This window comes from Paenibacillus sp. 01T422 (assembly GCF_056398785.1).
Genome location: NZ_JBFTQB010000115.1, coordinates 1 through 18,291, shown reverse-complemented (window position 1 = coordinate 18,291; position 18,291 = coordinate 1). Strand labels below are relative to the sequence as shown.

The following is an 18,291-nucleotide window of genomic DNA, read 5'->3' as shown; positions in this document are numbered from 1 at the left end:
AACCCGTCCTCTTCACTTCAAAATGTCTTTGGATGAGTATCACAATTATTGGTATTTTTTATGCAAATAATAGGGCGAATGTGAATTGGAACCTTGACAATATAAGGTATTAGCACGCAATATGTAGGAAGGATACTGCATGTAAATCAGGTCCTTTGGAGAGGAAGAACACGATGAATTTCGTTGAGCATGTCATGGATCACCTGCGTTCCGGAGTCATTAACAATTACCCTCAGCCAGTTGCTTTGAATTTGGGCTTAGTGTATACCGTTAAACTAGAAGATAAGAAGACGAATTTAATTTGGCTGCCTTTTGAGTATACGGGTCTTGCGTACGTGGATATGGGGCGACAGGTCAATGTGCATCCTTACTATAGAGGCGTGATTTTTGAGGAGATTGAGCTCTCTCGGGGGACGGATCTTCACAAGCCGCAAACAGAAGAGGCCTTTGTGAAAGCTGTATTTCTGAAAAGCTTTGAGATGCATCAGCTGCTGCAGCAAGAGAAATATGCCTACCTGCAGGGGAGCGCGCCGGACTTCCTAACGAAAATGTTATACATAACTGATTGGCTGCGTTATTATAATTCAATGAAAACCGTAGGCGCTGGCAGAAAATTAGGCTAAGTGCTGGAATAGTAGGACTATATTTTCTACGTGTGTAGACGATATGGTCCTTTTTGATATGCAGAAAGACGGAGTTACTTCACTTATTAAAGCCGCCCCTGCGGCTATAGACCCAAGCCTGCTAGGGCTTGGCACGCCTCTCTTACTAGGCTTTAAGGCTATTCTCAAAGGTTAGTAKAAGCCTTATTCTAGAGAATGGTACAAGTTGGTATCAAAAATTTTGTAGAGAAGCGGAGAATCTTAACATGGGGCAGTTGAATAAATGGATAGCCATAGCAGTGGTTTGCTGTGTAATGACCATAGGGGTTGGACAAACAAGAAGTGAAGCGGCTAGTCTGTCAGACATACGGGGGCACTGGGCTGAGCAGACGATTACCCAGATGGCGCAGCAGGGGCTGTTGGACGGATTCCCGGATGGGACGTTTCGACCAGATGATGCAGTGACGGCTGACCAGTTTGTGAAAATCGTTTTACTTGCTTTTACAGACAAGTTTCCGAATGGCGAACGCAATTGGAAAACAAGCTTTCTGCAAGCATTAAGCGCGGGCAATCAGAGCATTTTGAAGCAGGATTACCGGGACTTCACGTTTAAACCAAGTACGGTCGGATATTGGGCGAAGCCGTACCTGGACTTGGCTAGCGATCTTCATTTCATTAGTAAAGGACAGTTCACGGATTATAAAGCGAAGCTAAAACGCGAAGATGTAGCCGAGATTTTGTATTATTTGCTGAAGGAAACCGAGTATTTGGAAGATGAGGTATACAGCCTCAAAGCGGCGTACCAATTCGGTGATCTGCAAAGTGCAACGTCCAGACAGCAGAAATTTATTGGTGAAGCGATGACGAAGGGGATTATGGAAGGATACCCGAATGGGTATTTTGGTGTGGGCCGTGATGTTACCCGTGCGGAGGCCTTGCAAATCATTACTCGATTGCAGACGAAGTCCAAGAGGATCAGTGTGAAGAACGAGGGAGACGCATTCGTCAAAGTCGTTCCAACCAAGGATGGCAGTTATAAAAAACTGATATTCCCTGATCAGCGTATGCTCGATGCCTACAGCATTATGGAGGACGCAGGTAAGCTGCGGGGGACGAACTATGATTTGGAAGAAACAACGCTTCGCCTGTTCCGGGATGCGGATGCCAAAGCGCTCGCGGTGAACGGGGCGACGGCTGGTGTGCGTAATAGCAATGAAGCTTCGCTGTGGCTTGATCCTCAATTTATGACTTATGGCGTAACGGTTCGCCTTGAGGATGGAACTCTAGCCCGCAATATGGAAAGCATTCGTAAGTTTACGGATTTCCTTTTTGGATATGATGCGGATATCTTCTACCGCCATTTCACGGATGCGTGTGAGCGCGCTGCAGCGAAGGGCGTATTGGAAACAACGACGAAGCAAATTGGCAGCTTCTCCGTGGAGACGCGGCTTGAGCCGGATGGCAAAACCATTATTTTTTCAATCATACATGCTTAATCATTAACGGCATAAAAGAACGGGGTGTACATACAAGTTGTACACCTCAAACTTTATATCACCACTATCTAGATAACATGTACGTACAAGTGTATAATAGTACATTATACGTACATTCATATCGGAAGGTGTTGAGTACACGTGCTGGAGAATTTGAAACAAGCGGTACTGGAAGCAAATTTGGATTTGCCGAAATATCGGCTCGTAACATTTACGTGGGGCAATGTCAGTGGGATTGATCGGGATCAAGGGCTTGTTGTGATCAAGCCAAGTGGTGTGCCTTATGAGGACTTGAAGGCTGAAGATCTCGTGGTCGTCGATCTCGAGGGCCGAATCGTAGAAGGCACACTGAAGCCTTCGTCAGATACGCCGACCCATTTGGCGTTGTACCGCGCATTCCCGGCAATTGGCGGGATTGTCCACACGCATTCGCCATGGGCGACAAGCTGGGCGCAGGCCGGGAGAGGCATCCCTGCGCTGGGCACAACTCATGCGGATTACTTCTACGGGGAAGTCCCCTGCACTCGGCTCATGACGGAGGCTGAGATCAAAGGAGCCTACGAGCTGGAGACGGGTAACGTCATCATCGAGACGCTCCAAGATCTTGACCCGGCGATGGTACCGGGTGTACTGGTGAACTGCCATGCTCCGTTCAGTTGGGGGAAGGACCCGCATAATGCGGTGCATAATGCGGTCGTGCTGGAAGAGGTCGCGAAGATCGCTTACCATACCTTCCAGTTGAACCCGGTGATCCCGGCTATGGATCAAACGCTGCTGGATCGGCACTTCTTGAGAAAACACGGAGTTAACGCGTATTACGGGCAGAAATAAATGAAGGACAGTTGGCAGCTTGCCGGCTGTCCTTTTGTGTTTTTGGAGGGTACTATAGACCCCTCCCTGAAAAGGCACATTATCCGCCTGCTAGGGGAATAGCGGTCTGCTATTTTGCCAAGGAAGTGGACTGGGACTGTCCATTTAAGGTGCCCATTTGGAATTGCGGTACAATCCACCGTTGATCTGTGCTGCTTGGTGGCAGAGAAGGAATAGCTGTATAATCCACCGTTGATCTGTGCTGCGTAGTGGTAGGGAAGGAATAGTGGTATAATCTACCGTTAATCTACGCTGCTTGGTGGCAGAGAAGGAATAGCTGTATAATCCACCGTTGATCTGTGCTGCTTAGTGGCAGGGAAGGAATAGCGGTATAACCTATCGTTAATCTACGCTGCTTGGTGGCAGAAAATGAAATAGCGGTAGAAACTCCAGCTAAATCGTCGGTAGCTAGCCTGAATTGCGTGGTTTGGGTAAAGTTAGCGGTAGAAAGTCCAGTTAATTGGGTAAAAGTGGAGAAAACGCAGAAAATAGCAGGAGTAATCGGCGTTAAGCGCAAGTGTATAAGTAAATAAGTGTATAAGTAAATAAGTGTATAGGTGTATAAGTATATAAGTGTATAAGTGAATAGCTACATAACTACACAACCAATCGCCCCGCTCAGTTGACCGATCCCAGGGAGTGGTCCGATGAAGGTGAGGGAGCGGCTTTTCATTTTAACTAGGACCCTTTATTTACGATCTCACACTCAGCTACCCACGAAGAAGCTGATGGAGTAAATCTTATCCTTTGGCGGAAATGTGCACTTTTTGGTATGATGAGGGAGTAAGCATGTTAAGGGGAAGAAGGATGATTGCTGATGTTTGCAAAGTCAGGTTATGAAGGAACAAGAGAAGAGAATTATACCTTGCTGATTCAGCAGGTTAAAGCATTGATATATGATGAACCGAACCGAATTGCCAATTTGGCGAATGCGGCATCGCTGCTCGGACAGTTTTTGACAGATGTGAATTGGGTAGGTTTCTACCTGGTGGACAAGACGCAAGAGAAGGAAGAGCTCGTTCTGGGGCCTTTCCAGGGATTGCCGGCATGCGTGCGGATTCCGCTAGGCAAGGGAGTTTGCGGCACGTCCGCTCAGCTTCGGGAAACGGTGCTTGTACCGGACGTTCATGCGTTCCCGGGCCATATCGCCTGCGATGCCGCTTCAAAATCGGAAATTGTCATTCCAATCGTTCGCGGGGATGAGTTAATTGGTGTGCTGGATATCGATAGCCCGAGCTTAAACCGTTTTGATGAACTCGATCAGCGCTATTTGGAGCAGTTCGTGCAGGCGCTGACTGCTGCTATGTAATGTCATAAGTCATCGAATAAATATCTTCCACATCCTCATCGGAACAGAAGCTGCAACTTGCCAGTACGTTGGAGTGCCTTAAGCGAGAACCTAACAGAATCAGGTGACTAGTCAACTGCTGTTCGATAGTCGGATCTGCGATGCTGAATTCAATCCCGTATTCATAAAGGGATGGTTTCAGCATCGTTTTTCGTTTAATGATCCCTAGTATCTTCATTTCCTGATGAAACAGATGAAAAGTAAATTCCAATAGCAAGCTCATCTCGGTAGGAAGATTCAATGGTGTGTGCATACGAATGCCGCCTGCGCTGATATCCCTTATCATAATTTTGGAATGTTTCGTGTCGGCAGCTTTATTCTTGATCCCTATAATCTTGAATAGGGCGGTTAAGGGTATCTGGAGATGCAGCCTGAAACTGGAGCGTTTATTTGGTTGCGACATGGAGATGCTCCTCTTGATTTATAGGCATATTATACTATAAAAATAGATATTTAGAACCATATTTCTACAAGTAAAAAGCCCCTTATTTGAACTTAAGGAGCTGGGCTTCGAAGGCTTGCAAATCTTCCTCGCCATTAATAAAAAGCCGTTTAAGCAGGAAAGGGGACTGTTCCTTACTTGCAAATCCTTGATCGATTGTAAAAGCATATCGAAATCCGTGCTGCTTAAGAAGCTTAAGCGTCGTTTTGTTACGTTCGCCATACGGGTAGCAAAAGACATCGGCTTTCGTTCCCAGATGCTCCTCAATTTGCTTTCTGGCTTCCACGATTTCGTAAGCTTGCTCATCCGCGGTCAACTTGGGCAGGTGGGGATGCGACATGCCATGCGGCTGAATATCCCAGCCTCCTGCCTGCATCTTCTTAATTTGCTCCCAATTGAGATAGCCGTCCTGCCCCGTCATGCCAGGAGAAACAAAAAGAGTGGCAGGAAACCCGTATTTAGCCAGAATCGGCATAGCCTGCTCATAATTATCGATGTAGCCGTCATCAAATGTCAGCAGCACCGGCTTCTCTGGAGCTTTCTCGGAATTATCTCCTTCCAGGAGACGTATGAATGCCTCGAGCGAGAGCGGTGTGTATCCATGATCGTGCAAATACGCCATTTGCTCTGCCAGCTTATCCGGGGTTATGACGACAATATTCCCTGGATCTATCGCTACACTGTGGTAATTGAGCACGGGGATGCTGACTTTGGACGAAGGTTTGCCCGTGTTCTTTTGCGGAACGATGGGGACATACGTGTTCGTGGTAACGGAGGGGGGAGCCGGTTTCATGTCCACGGCGAGTGGAAGAAACAGCGTATTCCCTACGTTGGAATCTTGCTCGAGTGCAGCGCCAGGCACAGCACTTGGTGCTGCATCAGGCAGCACATCGGACACTGTAACTGGTTCGGCTTCTACTTGGGGCTCGTCCGCTTGTAGAGCGGGGAGCTCAGGCAGCACATCGGCAGCAGCCTCATTCGTATAGGAAGCCGCTGCATTAGCTGCCTCCTCAGTCCCGTAGTCCGCGGCGGGAAGGCAACTGACTAGGAGCAGCAGCAATATCGTGAAAATCCCGATAAATAACGAATACGACAGGATTCTCTTTCTTCGAAAGCTCATAGGCACACCAACCATTTCTAGAGGAATATTCTATTACTCTATTTGTAAGCAATGGTTGGAAGAATTATACCTACGGAGCATTGTTAATCTTTGCTTTGAATAACCAGGAGGAGGCCTGTTTGAAGCTTGATTAGACCTTCTGGTTCCTTGAGTATATTACTAATCCCAAGGGATTGGCCGATTTCTAGCGTCGCTTCATGAAGTGGATACGCGAAGCCGTGGAGCGTAATACCTGTAACTTGTAGACTGAGTGGAAGCAAAGAAATATGCGAATATCTTCCGCGTTCAATGCGAGTCGTTTGATTCATAACAATAATCTGGTTATTGGCATCGATAATAGAGCAGGCAATACCCAGCTCAGTTCCTTTGCGAAGTAAATGCACATTAGCTAACGAATGGTCGAAGCGAGTGCCCAGGGCGCCCAGTAGGATGATCTGTTCAGGCTGCTCAGCAAGAGCCCAATTGAAGGCCATTTCTGTATCGGTCAAATCTTTATGTACAGGATCGCATTCGATAAACGAAACGCTTGAAGAACGAATAAGGCTTAACTCTTCAGCTGTTACCGAATCGAAATCGCCTAGTGAAATATGAGGCTTATAGCCATGCTGTATCAAATACAAAGCACCGCGGTCAGAGCCGACTAGCACATCGTCCTCTTGAATGACACTCAGAGCCCAATCGCCAAGCGTACCGCCAGTTACAATAATTATTCGTTTCCCGTTCATACTTGTTCCCCCAGCGCTTAATATCATCCCCTTAGTATACCATATTGAAACAAAAAACCGAGCTGCATCCCAGCAGCCCGGTTCTAAGATTAGGTTCGATTATCAGCGCGCTTGCGCATAGGATTAAGCTCCGTTTGATCGTGGTCAATCTCGGCTTCTTCCGCGAAGCCCTGCAACTCCCATGTCGTCCTGCCTAGCACAAGGTCCGCAGGAAATTCATCACCGCGTTTGAGGGTAACTTCTTGCCCTGCCTCATTGGCATAAATACCGTCTGTCTCCACAATATCTCCTGTCATTGGTTCCATTGTTTTGTCTTTAGCCATGCCGTATTCCTCCTTTCCTGTTGCTTATCCATACCATTTCCAAGCATGGAGGAAATTATGAATAGAATCATGTAGAATGATAAGGTTGTCATATACGGAATACATACTTTTGTCAGGCAGAAAGGAAATGAACAGAATGGCATTATGGGGAACGATCGTGAATGCTGCCGCCATTATCATTGGGGGATTATTGGGGCTGCTTCTGCCGCGTATCTCGGAAGGCATAAAAAGCACAGTCATGCAGGGCCTAGGGCTCGCAATTACTGTGCTGGGGATTACTATGGCGCTGAAATCGAGTCAAATTGTACTTGTTATTTTGAGYGTCGTCATCGGAGGCATTCTGGGAGAGCTGCTCCGCATCGAATACCGGCTAGGTCAGCTTGGTGACTGGTTGCAGGCCCAAATGCGCAAAAGCTCTTCACAGCATCACGGCAGCGTCTCAGAAGGCTTCGTGACTTGTACGCTGATCTACTGCATTGGAGCTATGGCGATTCTGGGTCCGCTGGACAGCGGCTTGCGGCATAATCATGATATTTTGTACACGAAATCATTGCTGGACGGATTCCTATCAATTATTTTCGCTTCGACTTTAGGCGTAGGCGTGATCTTCTCAGCCGTATCCGTTTTCATCATGCAGGGAACGATTGCTTTGGCCGCAACTTTGATTGCCATGGCATTTAGCCAAGCGTCACTGGACGCGATGATCATTCAAATTACAGCCGTTGGCGGCATTCTGGTTATTGGCGTAGGCATCAACATTCTTCAAATTAGAAAAATAAATGTCGCCAATATGCTTCCGGCACTTGTTATAGCGGCAGCCGCTGTGCCTTTGCAGAATCATTTCTCCGCTTGGTGGGAGCGATTGTTCTAGACTGCAGAACCGTTGAATTTGTAGCCGACACCGCGTACCGTAATAATGTATCGAGGGTCAGCTGGATTGACTTCAATTTTCTTGCGCAGATTGCTGATATGTACAATGAGCGTTCGCGGGTCGCCCATACTATCGAGGCTCCAGATAAGCTCAAATAAGTGCTCTATTTTGTAAACTCGGTTAGGCGTCTTGGCCATAAGGGAAAGCAAATCAAATTCTTTGGCGGATAGTGAGATGGTCTGCCCATTCACTCGGACGATGTGGCTAACTAGATCAATCTCAAGACCAGGAAACTTTACCAACTGTGGGTCATCCTGATGCTGTTCGCGGATCGAATTTCGACGTAGAAGGGCCTTCACCCTTGCTACAAGTTGACTAGGGCTGAAAGGTTTCGTCATATAATCATCGCCACCCATGCTGAGTCCGAGAATGATATCGATATCCTCGCTTTTGCAGGAGATGAACAGAATTGGCGTATTGCTGGTTTTGCGGAGCTGTCGGCAAACTTCTATGCCATCAAGTCCTGGCAGCAGTATGTCCAGAACAATAAGATCGGGCTTGTATTCTTTGACGATCTCAAAAACATCTTGTCCATTGTTGGCACTGATAACTTTGTATCCTTCTCTTGCTAGATAGAGTTGGATTAGTTGGACAATTTCTTGTTCATCATCCACGACTAAAATTGTTTCTCCTGCCATACTAGAAATCCTCCTCGATAACGGAACGGCTCATGATGGGAGCGGAGATCCCGCTCACAAATATTACCTTCATTATAGAACGATTCTCCCAAAAATTTCTATCCTTTTATTGACAAATCATGAGATTTGGTGCGGTTTCTAGTAGAAAGAGGGTACTTTGCCCTATTGCTAGTCTCGGTTTATAGCGAAAAAGGAAGAATATGGGCGGAGACCTGCTCTATTTGACGCAAATTTTAGGTGACCTTTATGAAATCTTTATGTTCCCATGCTAATCTACCCTTGTCTCTATGCATGAATAGAGAAGGGGGCGACGAAAGTAATGAGTCATTCGGCTGGTTTGAATCCCGTCACACATCCATGGTTGCAGAAGGATAACTTCGTACGCCAATTCATTGAGCAGGCTTGGGATCTGTTTTGTATTTTCGATGTTCATGGAAATTTAGCCTATGCTTCCAAGAGTTTTAACCCCGTGATCGGCATTATCCCTGAGGATTTTGGGCAAATTGTAGACTTTATAGATTCCGAATACCGGATGGATATACATAAAATGTTTATCAAAACCTTGCAGACGAGCAGCAGCAGTAAGCTGGAGTTTCGGATGAAAGGGACCAGTGAGAGCTTCAACTGGTTTGAATGTACCGCGATGCCGATATACAATGAGGAAGGAAATCTCACGGAGATTTGTTTTGTCCTTAACGATATTACGCTGTGCAAAAATCATGAGAGCCGGTTAATTGCCATGGCTTTCGATGATCCATTGACGGGCTTGCCTAATCGGCGATTGTTCAAGGAGCAATTGCAGCAAATGTTTCTACAGGCGAAACGTACGAATAGACCTTTTGGGCTTTTATATGTAGATATCGATGATTTCAAAATGATCAATGACACGATGGGGCATGATGTGGGCGACGCTTTTTTGCAGGATTTTGCTCATCGCATCCAAGGTTGCCTTCGCGAGGTCGATTTGTTTGCGCGGATGGGCGGGGACGAGTTCACGATTCTGCTGCCGTCCGTAGATTGCGAGGAGCATATGGATAGCGTGGCTAAGCGAATCCTGCATTGCGTGGATCAGCCATGGGATGTTCAAGGCCATCTGTTTAGAGCTACCGTCAGTATGGGAATTACGATGTATAACTCCGATACGATGGAGGCATCGGATATGATGAAAGAAGTGGATATAGCTCTCTATCAAGTGAAAGGCAAAGGGCGAAACCACTTTCAATTTTATCAACAAACGATAGATACATAGACCATTTTCTATTAACCGCTATAGGGGTTCAATGCCCGCTGTATAGCGGTTTTTTTGCATCCACCAATATTTACAACTAGCGATTTAATGCGCATTCTAAGATGATAGAGTAAGGAAGATTTCAGAGAATGCTAGAGAAGGGAATGAGTGTAGATGCCGGGAAACAAGCGATGGCGTAAATTCGTTGTTGCACTAGCAGCAGCGGGAATACTGACGATAGCAACAAGCTCGGGACCTCATAATGCTCTGGCCCAAGCTAGTTCGGCGCAGGGGAAATTCAATATGTCCTATATGTATTTTGGAAATCCGACTTCGTATACGTCTCAAGTGGATAAAAGTGGACAAACTCTCGATGTTGTTGCTCCTAGCTATTTTCATATCAACACAGACGGCGGCTTGGAATTATCAGATTCCTTGCTAGCTTCGTTTATTGCGGACATGCATCAGAGGGGAAAACGGGTGGTTCCTTTTCTCAGCAATGACTTTGATCGGTCACTTGGAGAAAAAGCGATCCTGCTAATCCAACGGGCACAACACAGGGATGGACAGGTCTGTATGATTATAAGGCTTTAGCCGCCGTTAGTGATTATTTAATGGTCATGGCTTACGACGAAAGCTATCCTGGCGATCCGACACCTGGACCTGTAGCTAGTTTGCCCTTTGTAGAGAAGTCGATTCAATATGCGATTTCACAGGCGTCTGCGGATAAAATTGTACTGGGGATACCGTTCTACGGAAGGTACTGGAATCAAAACACAGCTGATAACGGAGCAGGTGTGTCCGCTCAAACCCTTAGCAAAATTACCCAAAAGTATGGGGGGACGGTTCGTTTTGATACCGCCAGCCAGTCTCCTGTTGCTTCTTTTACAATTCATCCAACGGATGAACCGTTCAGCATCAACGGCAACAACCTAGAGCCAGGCGATTACACGGTTTGGTTTGAGAACGAACAATCGTTGAAAGCGAAGCTGAAGCTGGTTAGCAAGTATAATTTGAAAGGTACCGGAAGCTGGAGCTTGAATCAGGAGACAGCCGATACCTGGGATTATTATGGTTTGTGGGCGGACGGCTTCTATTTCACAGACGTGCAGCAGCACTGGGCCAAAGAGGCCGTGCTCGCCGCTGCGAACAGCGGTTGGATGCTAGGCACCGCCGCAGACAAGTTCGCGCCCGACGCGGCGCTCACAAGAGCAGAAGCCGCGACGATCATCGTGCGCGCGCTCGGCTTGCAAGGCGAGGCTGCCAGCAGCGCCTCGTTCACGGATGTGCCTGCGAGCCACTGGGCCTCGCAGGATATCCGGATCGCGAAGAGCAGCGGGCTGATCCAAGGGATCAGCGCCGAGCGCTTCGCACCGGATCAGATCATTACGCGGGAAGAGATGAGCATGCTGCTCTCCCGCGCCTTGCACTTGACTTCGCAGGGCGGCTCGGCCGCTGCGAAGAGCTTCTCTGACGTGCCGGCAGGCAGCTGGTCGGCGGAGGCCATTGCTGCGATGAGCAGCAATGGCCTTGTCGACGGCTACGCGAACGGCACGTTCCACCCTAGCGCGTCCTTGACGCGCGCGGAGATGGCTGCGCTGCTAAGCCGCGCGCAGCCGCTGCTCACGAAGTGAGCCACACCAAAGAACCGCTTCCACCGATTAGGGTGGGGGCGGTTCTTTGGGTTTGTATCTCTACAAGCCAGGCGGCGGCTTGATAGCGGGCAGGACGTCGCCGATGACGTCCTCGGTGCCCAGCTTGATAAAGGTTGTTTGCTTATGGGGACCGGGCCTGTCGGTAACGAATTGACGGATGTTTTTGATTCGGGCTTCGCTTCCGATCAGACGATTGCTGCCAATCTGGAGCACAGAGGTCGAACCAACCCCAAGAACTTTGATGCCTCGCACCCGAATATAGGAGCCTAAGTTATCCACACACATTGTAAATGGCTCTGGCGGTTGCGGTGTGGGAATAGGACGCTGATAGAAGGGATAGGCCTTGAAGCTGCCTTCATTCCCGTAATATATCGGAACTTCACGCTGCACCGCAAAGACGTTGGTATCCAGCGTGGTGGTGACATTGTCTCCGACCTGCATGACACTGCTTGCGTCAATTTCAATCACATAGACGTAGCCGACAATGGAGAGGCGCGCCATCTTTTATACCTCAGACGGGAGGGGGACGAATGGCGAGATGATTACGGATTCCGGGGGGGTGTCGAACATCGATGACAAGGAGATGACTTCCGTATCGCCGATGAGAAAGACGGAGGAGCTGGATACACCGACGATGCGTACATCACCTACGAAAAGTTGCTTGTTTTCCACATGTAAGTTCATCATAATTAGCCCTCATTTCTTGGCAGACTGGATATGTAGCTTTCAACTGCGCTGATAATGTCTTGTTTTGTTTTATCAATAATGCTGGTTGTGACAGCTTCCATCGGTTCTTTAAATCCTACGCCGCGGTATTGATTGACATAATGCTGGATGCGAGCATCCAATTGCTTGCGAATATCCTCCACGATAAGGTCTTTGTAGTCTTCGTCCAAATGATACTGGTATTTATTTTCCAGATTGAGCATATCAGACTGGAGCCCATATTGCAGATAATGCGCAATGCCTTTCGAAACATCCTGCTGCATCGCAGCTCCTGAATGGGCTTGCCCTTCAGCGCCTTGCTGTTTTCTCATATTATTGGTCTGCATAGGTCCAATCCCGAATTCTTGCCCCTGACTTTGCGCCTGACCTTGCCCCTGGCTTTGGTCCTGCCCCTGCCCCGTTTCTTGTCCCTGGGAAAAAGGATTTTGATTTTGCCCAGCATCCTTGCCTACTGAGGCGCCATTGACTGTGAAGTCGTCGACGTTATCTAGTGAGCTCGGGCTGATGCCTATGGTCAAGGTTCCGTCCAGTTTTTCAACTTTCAGCTGGTCGAAATTGTATTCGATTTTATCGATATGGAATCGTTTTTGAACCTTTACAGCATCGAGGTCGGATTGCAGTTTCGTGACGGTTTCTTCCAACTTATCGATACGCTGCTTCTGCATTTCAATATAGGCAGAAAGCTGCTGGGCCCATTGTTGCCACGTGATTGAGTTATGCATTTATGGCACCTCCTTCCGAGTTCAGTAGAAACCTTTCATGACAAGCATGAGGGTCATTTCATCGCGGCGATCAGGTAGGCGGCGGCAAACGAACGAGGGAAACGGGATTCACTTCACTTGAACCAAGCTCTGGCGTAGGCTCAACAAAACCACCTGTATTATACAGGTTTGATAAGGAACGGATAGAACCTGCGGTGCCGATTTGAAGCACGGAGGAGTTGGCAACGGAGTTCACTTTCAGCTGCTGGATCATGATGGTTTGGTGAATGATCATGTTCATGGAGGAACACCTCGCTGTGTTTGACATCGCTCATTCTAGACGATTACTCCGCTGGTGGCGTTCGCTTCGATGAGATCCGAATCATTAGTAATTGTAGTGCTGTATGCATTATAGACACGAGGGAAATCACCCGTATTAAAGGAGCCTGCTCCTGCGAATGTTTTGGAAGAACTGGTAGGCGCGATGATAAAGGTATCGCCGAAGTGGACAACTGAACTAGAACCAACGCTGATGATTTTCACGTTTCCTACAATAGACGGCATATTCGGCCTCCCTGACCTCAGGCTTCTCACACCTTCAGTATATGAGGGTATTCGCCTAGAGGTGATCTGTTTTTCAGATTGGTGTCACATCAGGGCATAGGCACATATACTGCAAGGGAAAACGAGGTGATAGGCATGAGCGGGTTTAATAATCGCCATCCTTGGCTGAAATGGGATCATGTAGAGAAGTTTCYCGGGCAAAAGCTGCCTTTCGCTGAAAAAGGGCAGACCTTTCTAGATAATATGACGTGGGTTGAGGGATATGTACAGGACATGCTGAAAAAAGCAATGCCGGGCATGGATGCAAGCATTTCTGGGCAAGGACCGTCAGGTGCAGAAATCTTCGAAACGCATGAACATGTCATTATCAAAGTGAAAATTGCCAAAGGTGAAGATCCAAGGGCTCTTCGAGTGTTCTTAAAATCGAATCAGTTGAAGCTGACCGGATTCACCAGCGGGAAGGGTCGAATTATCAAATTTCCGACGCTTGTGCTTCCAAGATCGGCGAGAGTTAGTTACAAGCAGCGTTTACTACAGATAAAAGTGCGTAAAAGAGGCTTGAAGGAGAACTATACGGAAGCCTATATTCGTTATTAGCAGAGACGAAACCGAACACACAAAAAACCGTTCCTATCGTAAGTGGTGGCGGTGTATCTCAGGTATCCGCCATCTTACGAAAGAACGGTTATTGTACAAAATAGTATGCGCTGGGGAACTGCGGGGCGCTAGAGTTGAATGGGTAGCTTTTTTGGTTCCTGGGGAACTACAGGGTCTGATTTTTCATTCTAGCCTTTAGTTTGAATCTTACAACACGCGGCGAGCTGTCATGTAACGGGATGACCAAGTCCCGCTATGAATGTTCGTTATACGTACACCGCCAGCCCCGTAAGTTTGCAGGAGGTTCCCGTTGCCCATGTAGATCGCAACATGGTTAATGACGCCTGGTTTGCCCGGATTGGAGAAAAACACCAGATCACCAGCGCGAAGGTTGCTTCTGGATACATAGCTGCCCACGTGGGCCTGATTCTTAGATGTACGCGGCAGGTTGACGCCTACGCGACTGAATACATATTGCGTAAAGGACGAGCAATCGAATGTGTTCGTTTGACCTGATCTTGAACCGAATAGGTAAGGCGTTCCCAAGTAGTTCCGACCAATGCTGATGACGCTGCTGCCACGGGAGGTTGCCGTGATGGAGGTTGCAGTTGTTGAAGCTGTGGCTGCGTCAGCTTGATGAGGTACGGATATCATTCCCGCGGAGAGTCCAATGGAAACTGTCAACGCCGTAACGACTAATTTCTTGTACCAGTTGGTTTTCTTATTCATCATGGTAGCCTCCTAGAATTGAGTTGTTTGATATTGCTTCACCAGACTCATCTATTGAGTGACGTTATGTCTGTTACGTTTGACATGTCCCAAGTATAGCAGATGAAATTTAACCTATAATTTACCATGTAAGCCCTTTCACCATGCTATTACTGGCTTTCCTTCGCTTTCTGAGAGAATGCTGAAAATCCTATTAAAATATTCTTATTGACACGATACCGGTAATTTCACAATCACCGTAGTCCCTTCTCCCAAACGGCTCTGAAGCTCAATAGTGCCTTTATGTTTCTGGACGATATGCAGGGCTATGGCCAGTCCCAGACCCACRCCGCCTTGCTTGCGATTCCTCGCTTTATCACTGCGATAGAACCTGTCAAAGAGGTGGGGAATATCGCTTTCAGGGATGCCAATGCCCTGATCGATGACTTTAAGAATGACCCAATTATCTTCGGTGAGATTGATGTGCATGATGATCATTTGCTGGCTGTATTTCAGGGCATTATCTAACAGGATGATAAGCAGCTGCTTAATTTTATAGGAGTCACCTGTCATAAGAAGCTCTTGCCGCTCCGAAGCGAGCTCCACTTTAATTTCTCTCCCGGAAGTGATGCGAAGGGAAGCCGCGGTTTGACGGGCGAGAGGAAGTAGGTCGAAATCGACATCCTGCTCACAGTTTTCCCGGACGACATCCGTGAGAGAAAGCAGGTTTTGAGTAAGCTGCTTCAACTGAGCGGATTCGGAGATGATCGCTTCGAGCGCTTCTTCCCGCAGCTTTTCGTCATGGAAAGCCCATCTTCTTAGTAAACTCGCGTAGCTCTCAATGATGGTCAGCGGTGTACGCAGCTCGTGGGAAGCATCTGCAAGAAACTGTTCCTGCTTTTGAAACATATCCTGCAGCCTGTCGATCATTCGGTTGAATGTCGCGCCAAGTATCACCAGCTCATCGTTCGTCGCCTTCGCTGGCAGGTTGATATGCCGGAAGGAGCCGCTCTGCTCAATGTTCTGCATCGTGCCTACGAAGTCTTGAAGAGGACGGAAGAGGACGCTCGTATAGAAATAACCCCCGATAAGAGCGAGAATCAGCGTTCCTGTTGAGGTCAAGAGGAGGACAGAGATAAGCATGTCCGCATATTCACCCAATCTACGCAGGCTGCGGCCGATTTCGAGAGTGGCAATCTGATGACCTTCTTTAAAAACAGGCATTTTCACAAAGACATAGATGCCATCTGAAGCCGTTTCTACGGTTACGGTATCCTTGTTCACATAGTTGACGGGGTAGCGAATTAGCGTCTCATCGGAAAAGATTTGATAAATAACCTTGGAATCCGGTCCAATATATCGCAGCATTTCCTGGGGGATGAGGAGCTCTTCCATTTGGGAATTGTCCCGCCAATACTCAGGATGATTGGCCAGATCTTTCAGCAGCAGTGTTTTCGCCTTCTCTTTGAGTAAATCGGCTTCGCCTTTGGTGGTAACCCGAATGAACATATAGTAAGCAAAGGTAAAGCTGATAAAAAGGATCAGCATAAGACCGACGGTAACGCCCAGGGTAATTTTCAGTTTAAGACTCATAAGGGTTTCTCTTTGGGGGCAGCACCTGATGATTCCTCTGTTTCTTTGGGTGCTTGCGCCGAATCAACTTTGATCAAATAACCGATTCCGCGGATCGTTTGTATAAGCTTGGATGAAAATGGTTTATCCACTTTTTGCCGAAGATAACGAATATAGACGTCAACGACGTTCGTATCCCCCACAAAATCATAGCCCCATACTTCAGAAATAATCTGTTCCCTCGTCATGACCTCATCTTGATGTTGAATTAGAAAACGCAATAACTCAAACTCCGTTGGCGTTAGCTCAATAGTGGTTCCCTCACGGGCTACGGATCTGCTTTTCAAGTCCATAGTTAACTCATCAATTTTCAGCAAATGAGGCTGCTCGGCTGGTTGGTCCTGTAGATTTCGCTGCCGAAGCAAGCTGCGAATGCGTGCCAACAGTTCAACTGTGGCAAATGGTTTCGTCACATAATCATTAGCGCCTTGATCTAGCCCACTGACCCTGTCGGAGACAGCATCCCTGGCGGTCAGCAGGATAATAGGCAGTGTAGCATTAACCTGACGTATACGGCGCAGTACTTCTAGGCCGCTTAGTTCCGGCAGCATTACGTCCAGCAGAATAAGATCCCACTCGGTCTCAGACAAGGCAGCATCCAGTCCTGCGCGCCCGTCTGACTTCGTATGTACTTCATAACCCTCATGCTCAAGCTCCAGCTTCAGTACGCGAGCGATGCGTTCTTCGTCCTCGATCAGCAATATGCGGCTCATTCGGAAAAATATTCACTCCCAGCTCCGCCAGAACAGCGGCATCGATTCATCGTCTTAGTTTCTCAGGTAAGGCGCTTTTACATACATGAGTACTCACATGTCCCCGCTGCCCAGTCTTGCATTGAGTGTTCATTAGCCTAGTCCGCGTTTAACCTTCGTGACATAAACTAGCACAGAGAATACTGATAAAGGAGCCGAGTAGATGAGCATATCACCGGATAAAAAAACGTGTACCAGGGCTATACAGAAAGTCGTAATTTTACTGCAGGATCAAGATGCGACTGGAAGAGTTTATGTTCAAATTGAGGGTGGGTTAAAATCGCGCGAAGCGATGGTTGAAGCGATCAAACGTTTGGATGGCGGCCTAATTTATACGGATGAGGATTGCACACAGCTTATTGACAGTGAATATATCGAGGTGTTCCGTAAAAGAGGGAATGTTCGACGGGTGGAAGAGGAATTCACCTTCCTTATTGATCGGGAATATGCCGAAGATTACGTTGTGTCAGCCAAAATCATCAAATAACCCGGTTCGTAGCCATACGAAAAACCCCTTGTTGCTCATCCGAAGGCAATGCCTTACGAATAAGTTGACAAGGGGTTTCTTTAGGCGAACGAATTAGCCTTTGTGAGTAATAGGCACGGTCTCAACGGACGTCAAACGGTCATAGAAATCGACGAAGTTATTTCTTTCCTTAGAGCTAAGTTGCGCCATGGCTGTGCGCGGGTGCTCATCGAGCGCACCTACGATCATGTAAGGAATGAGGTAGCCCCAATCCCATTTCTCACGCATCGTGATCATGTGTTTTTCAATGATTTCGAGCACTGGACGAATATCGTAGCGCGCGCCTTTCAAATGGCTGAGCAGCAATTCAGTCGTACAATTTCCTGCTGCGCGGCCCATGCCGTACACGGAGGAATCCAAGAAAGTTACGCCGCTGGCTGCGCCAGTAATTGTGTTAGCGAAAGCAAGCTGCATGTTGTTATGCATGTGCAAGCCAAGCTCTTTCTCAGGAAGCAGACGTTGGAATTTCGTTACCAGGTAATCAATATCCTTAGGAGCCATGCTGCCGTAGGAGTCTACAATGTAGACAACGTCAACGGGGCTTTTGTTAATTTCTTCGAATGCTTCAATTAGTTCATTTTCCATTACGTGGGAAAGTGCCATGATGTTCAGGGATGTTTCATAGCCCATGTCGTTGAACTTTTGAACAAGCTCAAGACCTTTGTCCACATCTTTGATATAACAAGCCACACGGATCAGATCAAGTA

Annotated in this window: 24 protein-coding genes; 10 read left to right on the top strand and 14 right to left on the bottom strand. The window is 47.6% G+C overall.

Features of this window, described 5'->3' with window-relative positions:
• Nucleotides 1–173 precede the first annotated feature (173 nt).
• From AC1DUA_RS09050 to AC1DUA_RS09035, 4 genes are all read left to right on the top strand, one after another.
• Complete coding sequence (locus AC1DUA_RS09050; protein WP_477499415.1) at nucleotides 174–623, top strand: hypothetical protein; 450 nt, start codon at nucleotides 174–176, stop codon at nucleotides 621–623.
• A 245-nt stretch (nucleotides 624–868) separates the two neighbouring features.
• The gene (locus AC1DUA_RS09045) at nucleotides 869–2,098 is read left to right on the top strand and encodes an S-layer homology domain-containing protein (protein ID WP_477499414.1); all 1,230 of its coding nucleotides are present in this window, start codon (nucleotides 869–871) and stop codon (nucleotides 2,096–2,098) included.
• A 141-nt stretch (nucleotides 2,099–2,239) separates the two neighbouring features.
• Nucleotides 2,240–2,929: an L-ribulose-5-phosphate 4-epimerase gene (gene araD, locus AC1DUA_RS09040; protein WP_477499413.1), complete on the top strand. Its 690-nt coding sequence runs from the start codon at nucleotides 2,240–2,242 to the stop codon at nucleotides 2,927–2,929.
• An 856-nt stretch (nucleotides 2,930–3,785) separates the two neighbouring features.
• On the top strand, nucleotides 3,786–4,277 hold the full coding sequence (locus tag AC1DUA_RS09035; RefSeq protein ID WP_477499412.1) for a GAF domain-containing protein: 492 nt from the start codon (nucleotides 3,786–3,788) through the stop codon (nucleotides 4,275–4,277).
• Here the strand turns inward: AC1DUA_RS09035 and AC1DUA_RS09030 are convergent.
• From AC1DUA_RS09030 to AC1DUA_RS09015, 4 genes are all read right to left on the bottom strand, one after another.
• The gene (locus tag AC1DUA_RS09030) at nucleotides 4,270–4,719 is read right to left on the bottom strand and encodes a PilZ domain-containing protein (protein ID WP_477499411.1); all 450 of its coding nucleotides are present in this window, start codon (nucleotides 4,717–4,719) and stop codon (nucleotides 4,270–4,272) included. The genes AC1DUA_RS09035 and AC1DUA_RS09030 overlap by 8 nt on opposite strands.
• Nucleotides 4,720–4,801: 82 nt before the next feature.
• Complete coding sequence (locus tag AC1DUA_RS09025) at nucleotides 4,802–5,878, bottom strand: polysaccharide deacetylase family protein (protein ID WP_477499410.1); 1,077 nt, start codon at nucleotides 5,876–5,878, stop codon at nucleotides 4,802–4,804.
• An 83-nt stretch (nucleotides 5,879–5,961) separates the two neighbouring features.
• The gene (locus tag AC1DUA_RS09020) at nucleotides 5,962–6,603 is read right to left on the bottom strand and encodes a thiamine diphosphokinase (protein ID WP_477499409.1); all 642 of its coding nucleotides are present in this window, start codon (nucleotides 6,601–6,603) and stop codon (nucleotides 5,962–5,964) included.
• 89 nt (nucleotides 6,604–6,692) lie between these two features.
• The gene (locus AC1DUA_RS09015) at nucleotides 6,693–6,926 is read right to left on the bottom strand and encodes a hypothetical protein (RefSeq protein ID WP_477499408.1); all 234 of its coding nucleotides are present in this window, start codon (nucleotides 6,924–6,926) and stop codon (nucleotides 6,693–6,695) included.
• A 136-nt stretch (nucleotides 6,927–7,062) separates the two neighbouring features.
• Between AC1DUA_RS09015 and AC1DUA_RS09010 the strand changes: the two genes are divergently transcribed.
• Nucleotides 7,063–7,797, top strand: coding sequence for a DUF554 domain-containing protein (locus tag AC1DUA_RS09010; RefSeq protein WP_477499417.1), 735 nt, complete (start codon nucleotides 7,063–7,065; stop codon nucleotides 7,795–7,797).
• Here AC1DUA_RS09010 and AC1DUA_RS09005 read toward each other — a convergent pair.
• A complete protein-coding gene (locus AC1DUA_RS09005; protein WP_145667767.1) occupies nucleotides 7,794–8,495 on the bottom strand; it encodes a response regulator transcription factor in 702 nt (233 codons plus the stop codon). The two genes, AC1DUA_RS09010 and AC1DUA_RS09005, sit on opposite strands and share 4 nt — an antisense overlap.
• Before the next feature lie 319 nt (nucleotides 8,496–8,814).
• Here AC1DUA_RS09005 and AC1DUA_RS09000 point away from each other — a divergent pair, with 319 nt between their 5' ends.
• From AC1DUA_RS09000 to AC1DUA_RS08990, 3 genes are all read left to right on the top strand, one after another.
• Nucleotides 8,815–9,744: a diguanylate cyclase domain-containing protein gene (locus tag AC1DUA_RS09000; protein WP_477499407.1), complete on the top strand. Its 930-nt coding sequence runs from the start codon at nucleotides 8,815–8,817 to the stop codon at nucleotides 9,742–9,744.
• Between the two features lie 153 nt (nucleotides 9,745–9,897).
• Complete coding sequence (locus tag AC1DUA_RS08995) at nucleotides 9,898–10,317, top strand: hypothetical protein (protein WP_477499406.1); 420 nt, start codon at nucleotides 9,898–9,900, stop codon at nucleotides 10,315–10,317.
• A gap of 26 nt (nucleotides 10,318–10,343) precedes the next feature.
• The gene (locus tag AC1DUA_RS08990) at nucleotides 10,344–11,357 is read left to right on the top strand and encodes an S-layer homology domain-containing protein (protein ID WP_477499405.1); all 1,014 of its coding nucleotides are present in this window, start codon (nucleotides 10,344–10,346) and stop codon (nucleotides 11,355–11,357) included.
• A gap of 60 nt (nucleotides 11,358–11,417) precedes the next feature.
• Here AC1DUA_RS08990 and AC1DUA_RS08985 read toward each other — a convergent pair whose 3' ends face one another.
• The 5 genes from AC1DUA_RS08985 to AC1DUA_RS08965 form a co-directional block, all read right to left on the bottom strand.
• Entirely contained in the window at nucleotides 11,418–11,879 is a 462-nt protein-coding gene (locus AC1DUA_RS08985; protein WP_477499404.1) for a spore germination protein GerPE, read from the bottom strand.
• A gap of 3 nt (nucleotides 11,880–11,882) precedes the next feature.
• Nucleotides 11,883–12,062 (bottom strand): spore gernimation protein GerPD, encoded by a 180-nt coding sequence (locus tag AC1DUA_RS08980; RefSeq protein WP_477499416.1) that lies wholly within the window; start codon nucleotides 12,060–12,062, stop codon nucleotides 11,883–11,885.
• 5 nt (nucleotides 12,063–12,067) lie between these two features.
• On the bottom strand, nucleotides 12,068–12,826 hold the full coding sequence (gene gerPC / locus AC1DUA_RS08975) for a spore germination protein GerPC (protein WP_477499403.1): 759 nt from the start codon (nucleotides 12,824–12,826) through the stop codon (nucleotides 12,068–12,070).
• A gap of 70 nt (nucleotides 12,827–12,896) precedes the next feature.
• Nucleotides 12,897–13,106, bottom strand: coding sequence for a spore germination protein GerPB (locus AC1DUA_RS08970; RefSeq protein WP_145667757.1), 210 nt, complete (start codon nucleotides 13,104–13,106; stop codon nucleotides 12,897–12,899).
• A gap of 35 nt (nucleotides 13,107–13,141) precedes the next feature.
• Nucleotides 13,142–13,369, bottom strand: a complete 228-nt coding sequence (locus AC1DUA_RS08965; RefSeq protein ID WP_145667755.1) for a spore germination protein — start codon at nucleotides 13,367–13,369, stop codon at nucleotides 13,142–13,144.
• Between the two features lie 135 nt (nucleotides 13,370–13,504).
• Between AC1DUA_RS08965 and AC1DUA_RS08960 the strand changes: the two genes are divergently transcribed.
• The gene (locus tag AC1DUA_RS08960; RefSeq protein WP_477499402.1) at nucleotides 13,505–13,966 is read left to right on the top strand and encodes an Hsp20/alpha crystallin family protein; all 462 of its coding nucleotides are present in this window, start codon (nucleotides 13,505–13,507) and stop codon (nucleotides 13,964–13,966) included.
• A 207-nt stretch (nucleotides 13,967–14,173) separates the two neighbouring features.
• Here the strand turns inward: AC1DUA_RS08960 and AC1DUA_RS08955 are convergent, their stop codons facing one another.
• From AC1DUA_RS08955 to AC1DUA_RS08945, 3 genes are all read right to left on the bottom strand, one after another.
• Complete coding sequence (locus tag AC1DUA_RS08955) at nucleotides 14,174–14,698, bottom strand: C40 family peptidase (protein WP_477499401.1); 525 nt, start codon at nucleotides 14,696–14,698, stop codon at nucleotides 14,174–14,176.
• 201 nt (nucleotides 14,699–14,899) lie between these two features.
• A complete protein-coding gene (locus tag AC1DUA_RS08950) occupies nucleotides 14,900–16,267 on the bottom strand; it encodes a sensor histidine kinase (RefSeq protein ID WP_477499400.1) in 1,368 nt (455 codons plus the stop codon).
• The gene (locus tag AC1DUA_RS08945; protein WP_477499399.1) at nucleotides 16,264–17,019 is read right to left on the bottom strand and encodes a response regulator transcription factor; all 756 of its coding nucleotides are present in this window, start codon (nucleotides 17,017–17,019) and stop codon (nucleotides 16,264–16,266) included. The genes AC1DUA_RS08950 and AC1DUA_RS08945 overlap by 4 nt, the downstream gene beginning before the upstream one ends.
• A 202-nt stretch (nucleotides 17,020–17,221) precedes the next feature.
• Between AC1DUA_RS08945 and AC1DUA_RS08940 the strand changes: the two genes are divergently transcribed.
• Complete coding sequence (locus tag AC1DUA_RS08940; protein ID WP_477499398.1) at nucleotides 17,222–17,545, top strand: hypothetical protein; 324 nt, start codon at nucleotides 17,222–17,224, stop codon at nucleotides 17,543–17,545.
• Between the two features lie 93 nt (nucleotides 17,546–17,638).
• On the opposite strand, the gene AC1DUA_RS08935 is transcribed toward AC1DUA_RS08940, so the two are convergent.
• The coding region (locus AC1DUA_RS08935; protein ID WP_477499397.1) for a beta/alpha barrel domain-containing protein at nucleotides 17,639–18,291 on the bottom strand (653 nt) is incomplete at its 5' end.

What these genes read in the sequence shown, in the direction of transcription:
- AC1DUA_RS09050 (WP_477499415.1), top strand. Translation starts at nt 174, where the DNA reads ATGAATTTCGTTGAGCATGTCATGGATCACCTGCGTTCCGGAGTCATT.
- AC1DUA_RS09045 (WP_477499414.1), top strand. Translation starts at nt 869, where the DNA reads ATGGGGCAGTTGAATAAATGGATAGCCATAGCAGTGGTTTGCTGTGTA.
- AC1DUA_RS09035 (WP_477499412.1), top strand. Translation starts at nt 3,786, where the DNA reads ATGTTTGCAAAGTCAGGTTATGAAGGAACAAGAGAAGAGAATTATACC.
- AC1DUA_RS09030 (WP_477499411.1), bottom strand. Translation starts at nt 4,719, where the DNA reads ATGTCGCAACCAAATAAACGCTCCAGTTTCAGGCTGCATCTCCAGATA.
- AC1DUA_RS09025 (WP_477499410.1), bottom strand. Translation starts at nt 5,878, where the DNA reads ATGAGCTTTCGAAGAAAGAGAATCCTGTCGTATTCGTTATTTATCGGG.
- AC1DUA_RS09020 (WP_477499409.1), bottom strand. Translation starts at nt 6,603, where the DNA reads ATGAACGGGAAACGAATAATTATTGTAACTGGCGGTACGCTTGGCGAT.
- AC1DUA_RS09015 (WP_477499408.1), bottom strand. Translation starts at nt 6,926, where the DNA reads ATGGCTAAAGACAAAACAATGGAACCAATGACAGGAGATATTGTGGAG.
- AC1DUA_RS09005 (WP_145667767.1), bottom strand. Translation starts at nt 8,495, where the DNA reads ATGGCAGGAGAAACAATTTTAGTCGTGGATGATGAACAAGAAATTGTC.
- AC1DUA_RS09000 (WP_477499407.1), top strand. Translation starts at nt 8,815, where the DNA reads ATGAGTCATTCGGCTGGTTTGAATCCCGTCACACATCCATGGTTGCAG.
- AC1DUA_RS08995 (WP_477499406.1), top strand. Translation starts at nt 9,898, where the DNA reads ATGCCGGGAAACAAGCGATGGCGTAAATTCGTTGTTGCACTAGCAGCA.
- AC1DUA_RS08990 (WP_477499405.1), top strand. Translation starts at nt 10,344, where the DNA reads ATGGCTTACGACGAAAGCTATCCTGGCGATCCGACACCTGGACCTGTA.
- AC1DUA_RS08985 (WP_477499404.1), bottom strand. Translation starts at nt 11,879, where the DNA reads ATGGCGCGCCTCTCCATTGTCGGCTACGTCTATGTGATTGAAATTGAC.
- AC1DUA_RS08980 (WP_477499416.1), bottom strand. Translation starts at nt 12,062, where the DNA reads ATGAACTTACATGTGGAAAACAAGCAACTTTTCGTAGGTGATGTACGC.
- gerPC (WP_477499403.1), bottom strand. Translation starts at nt 12,826, where the DNA reads ATGCATAACTCAATCACGTGGCAACAATGGGCCCAGCAGCTTTCTGCC.
- AC1DUA_RS08970 (WP_145667757.1), bottom strand. Translation starts at nt 13,106, where the DNA reads ATGAACATGATCATTCACCAAACCATCATGATCCAGCAGCTGAAAGTG.
- AC1DUA_RS08965 (WP_145667755.1), bottom strand. Translation starts at nt 13,369, where the DNA reads ATGCCGTCTATTGTAGGAAACGTGAAAATCATCAGCGTTGGTTCTAGT.
- AC1DUA_RS08955 (WP_477499401.1), bottom strand. Translation starts at nt 14,698, where the DNA reads ATGATGAATAAGAAAACCAACTGGTACAAGAAATTAGTCGTTACGGCG.
- AC1DUA_RS08945 (WP_477499399.1), bottom strand. Translation starts at nt 17,019, where the DNA reads ATGAGCCGCATATTGCTGATCGAGGACGAAGAACGCATCGCTCGCGTA.
- AC1DUA_RS08940 (WP_477499398.1), top strand. Translation starts at nt 17,222, where the DNA reads ATGAGCATATCACCGGATAAAAAAACGTGTACCAGGGCTATACAGAAA.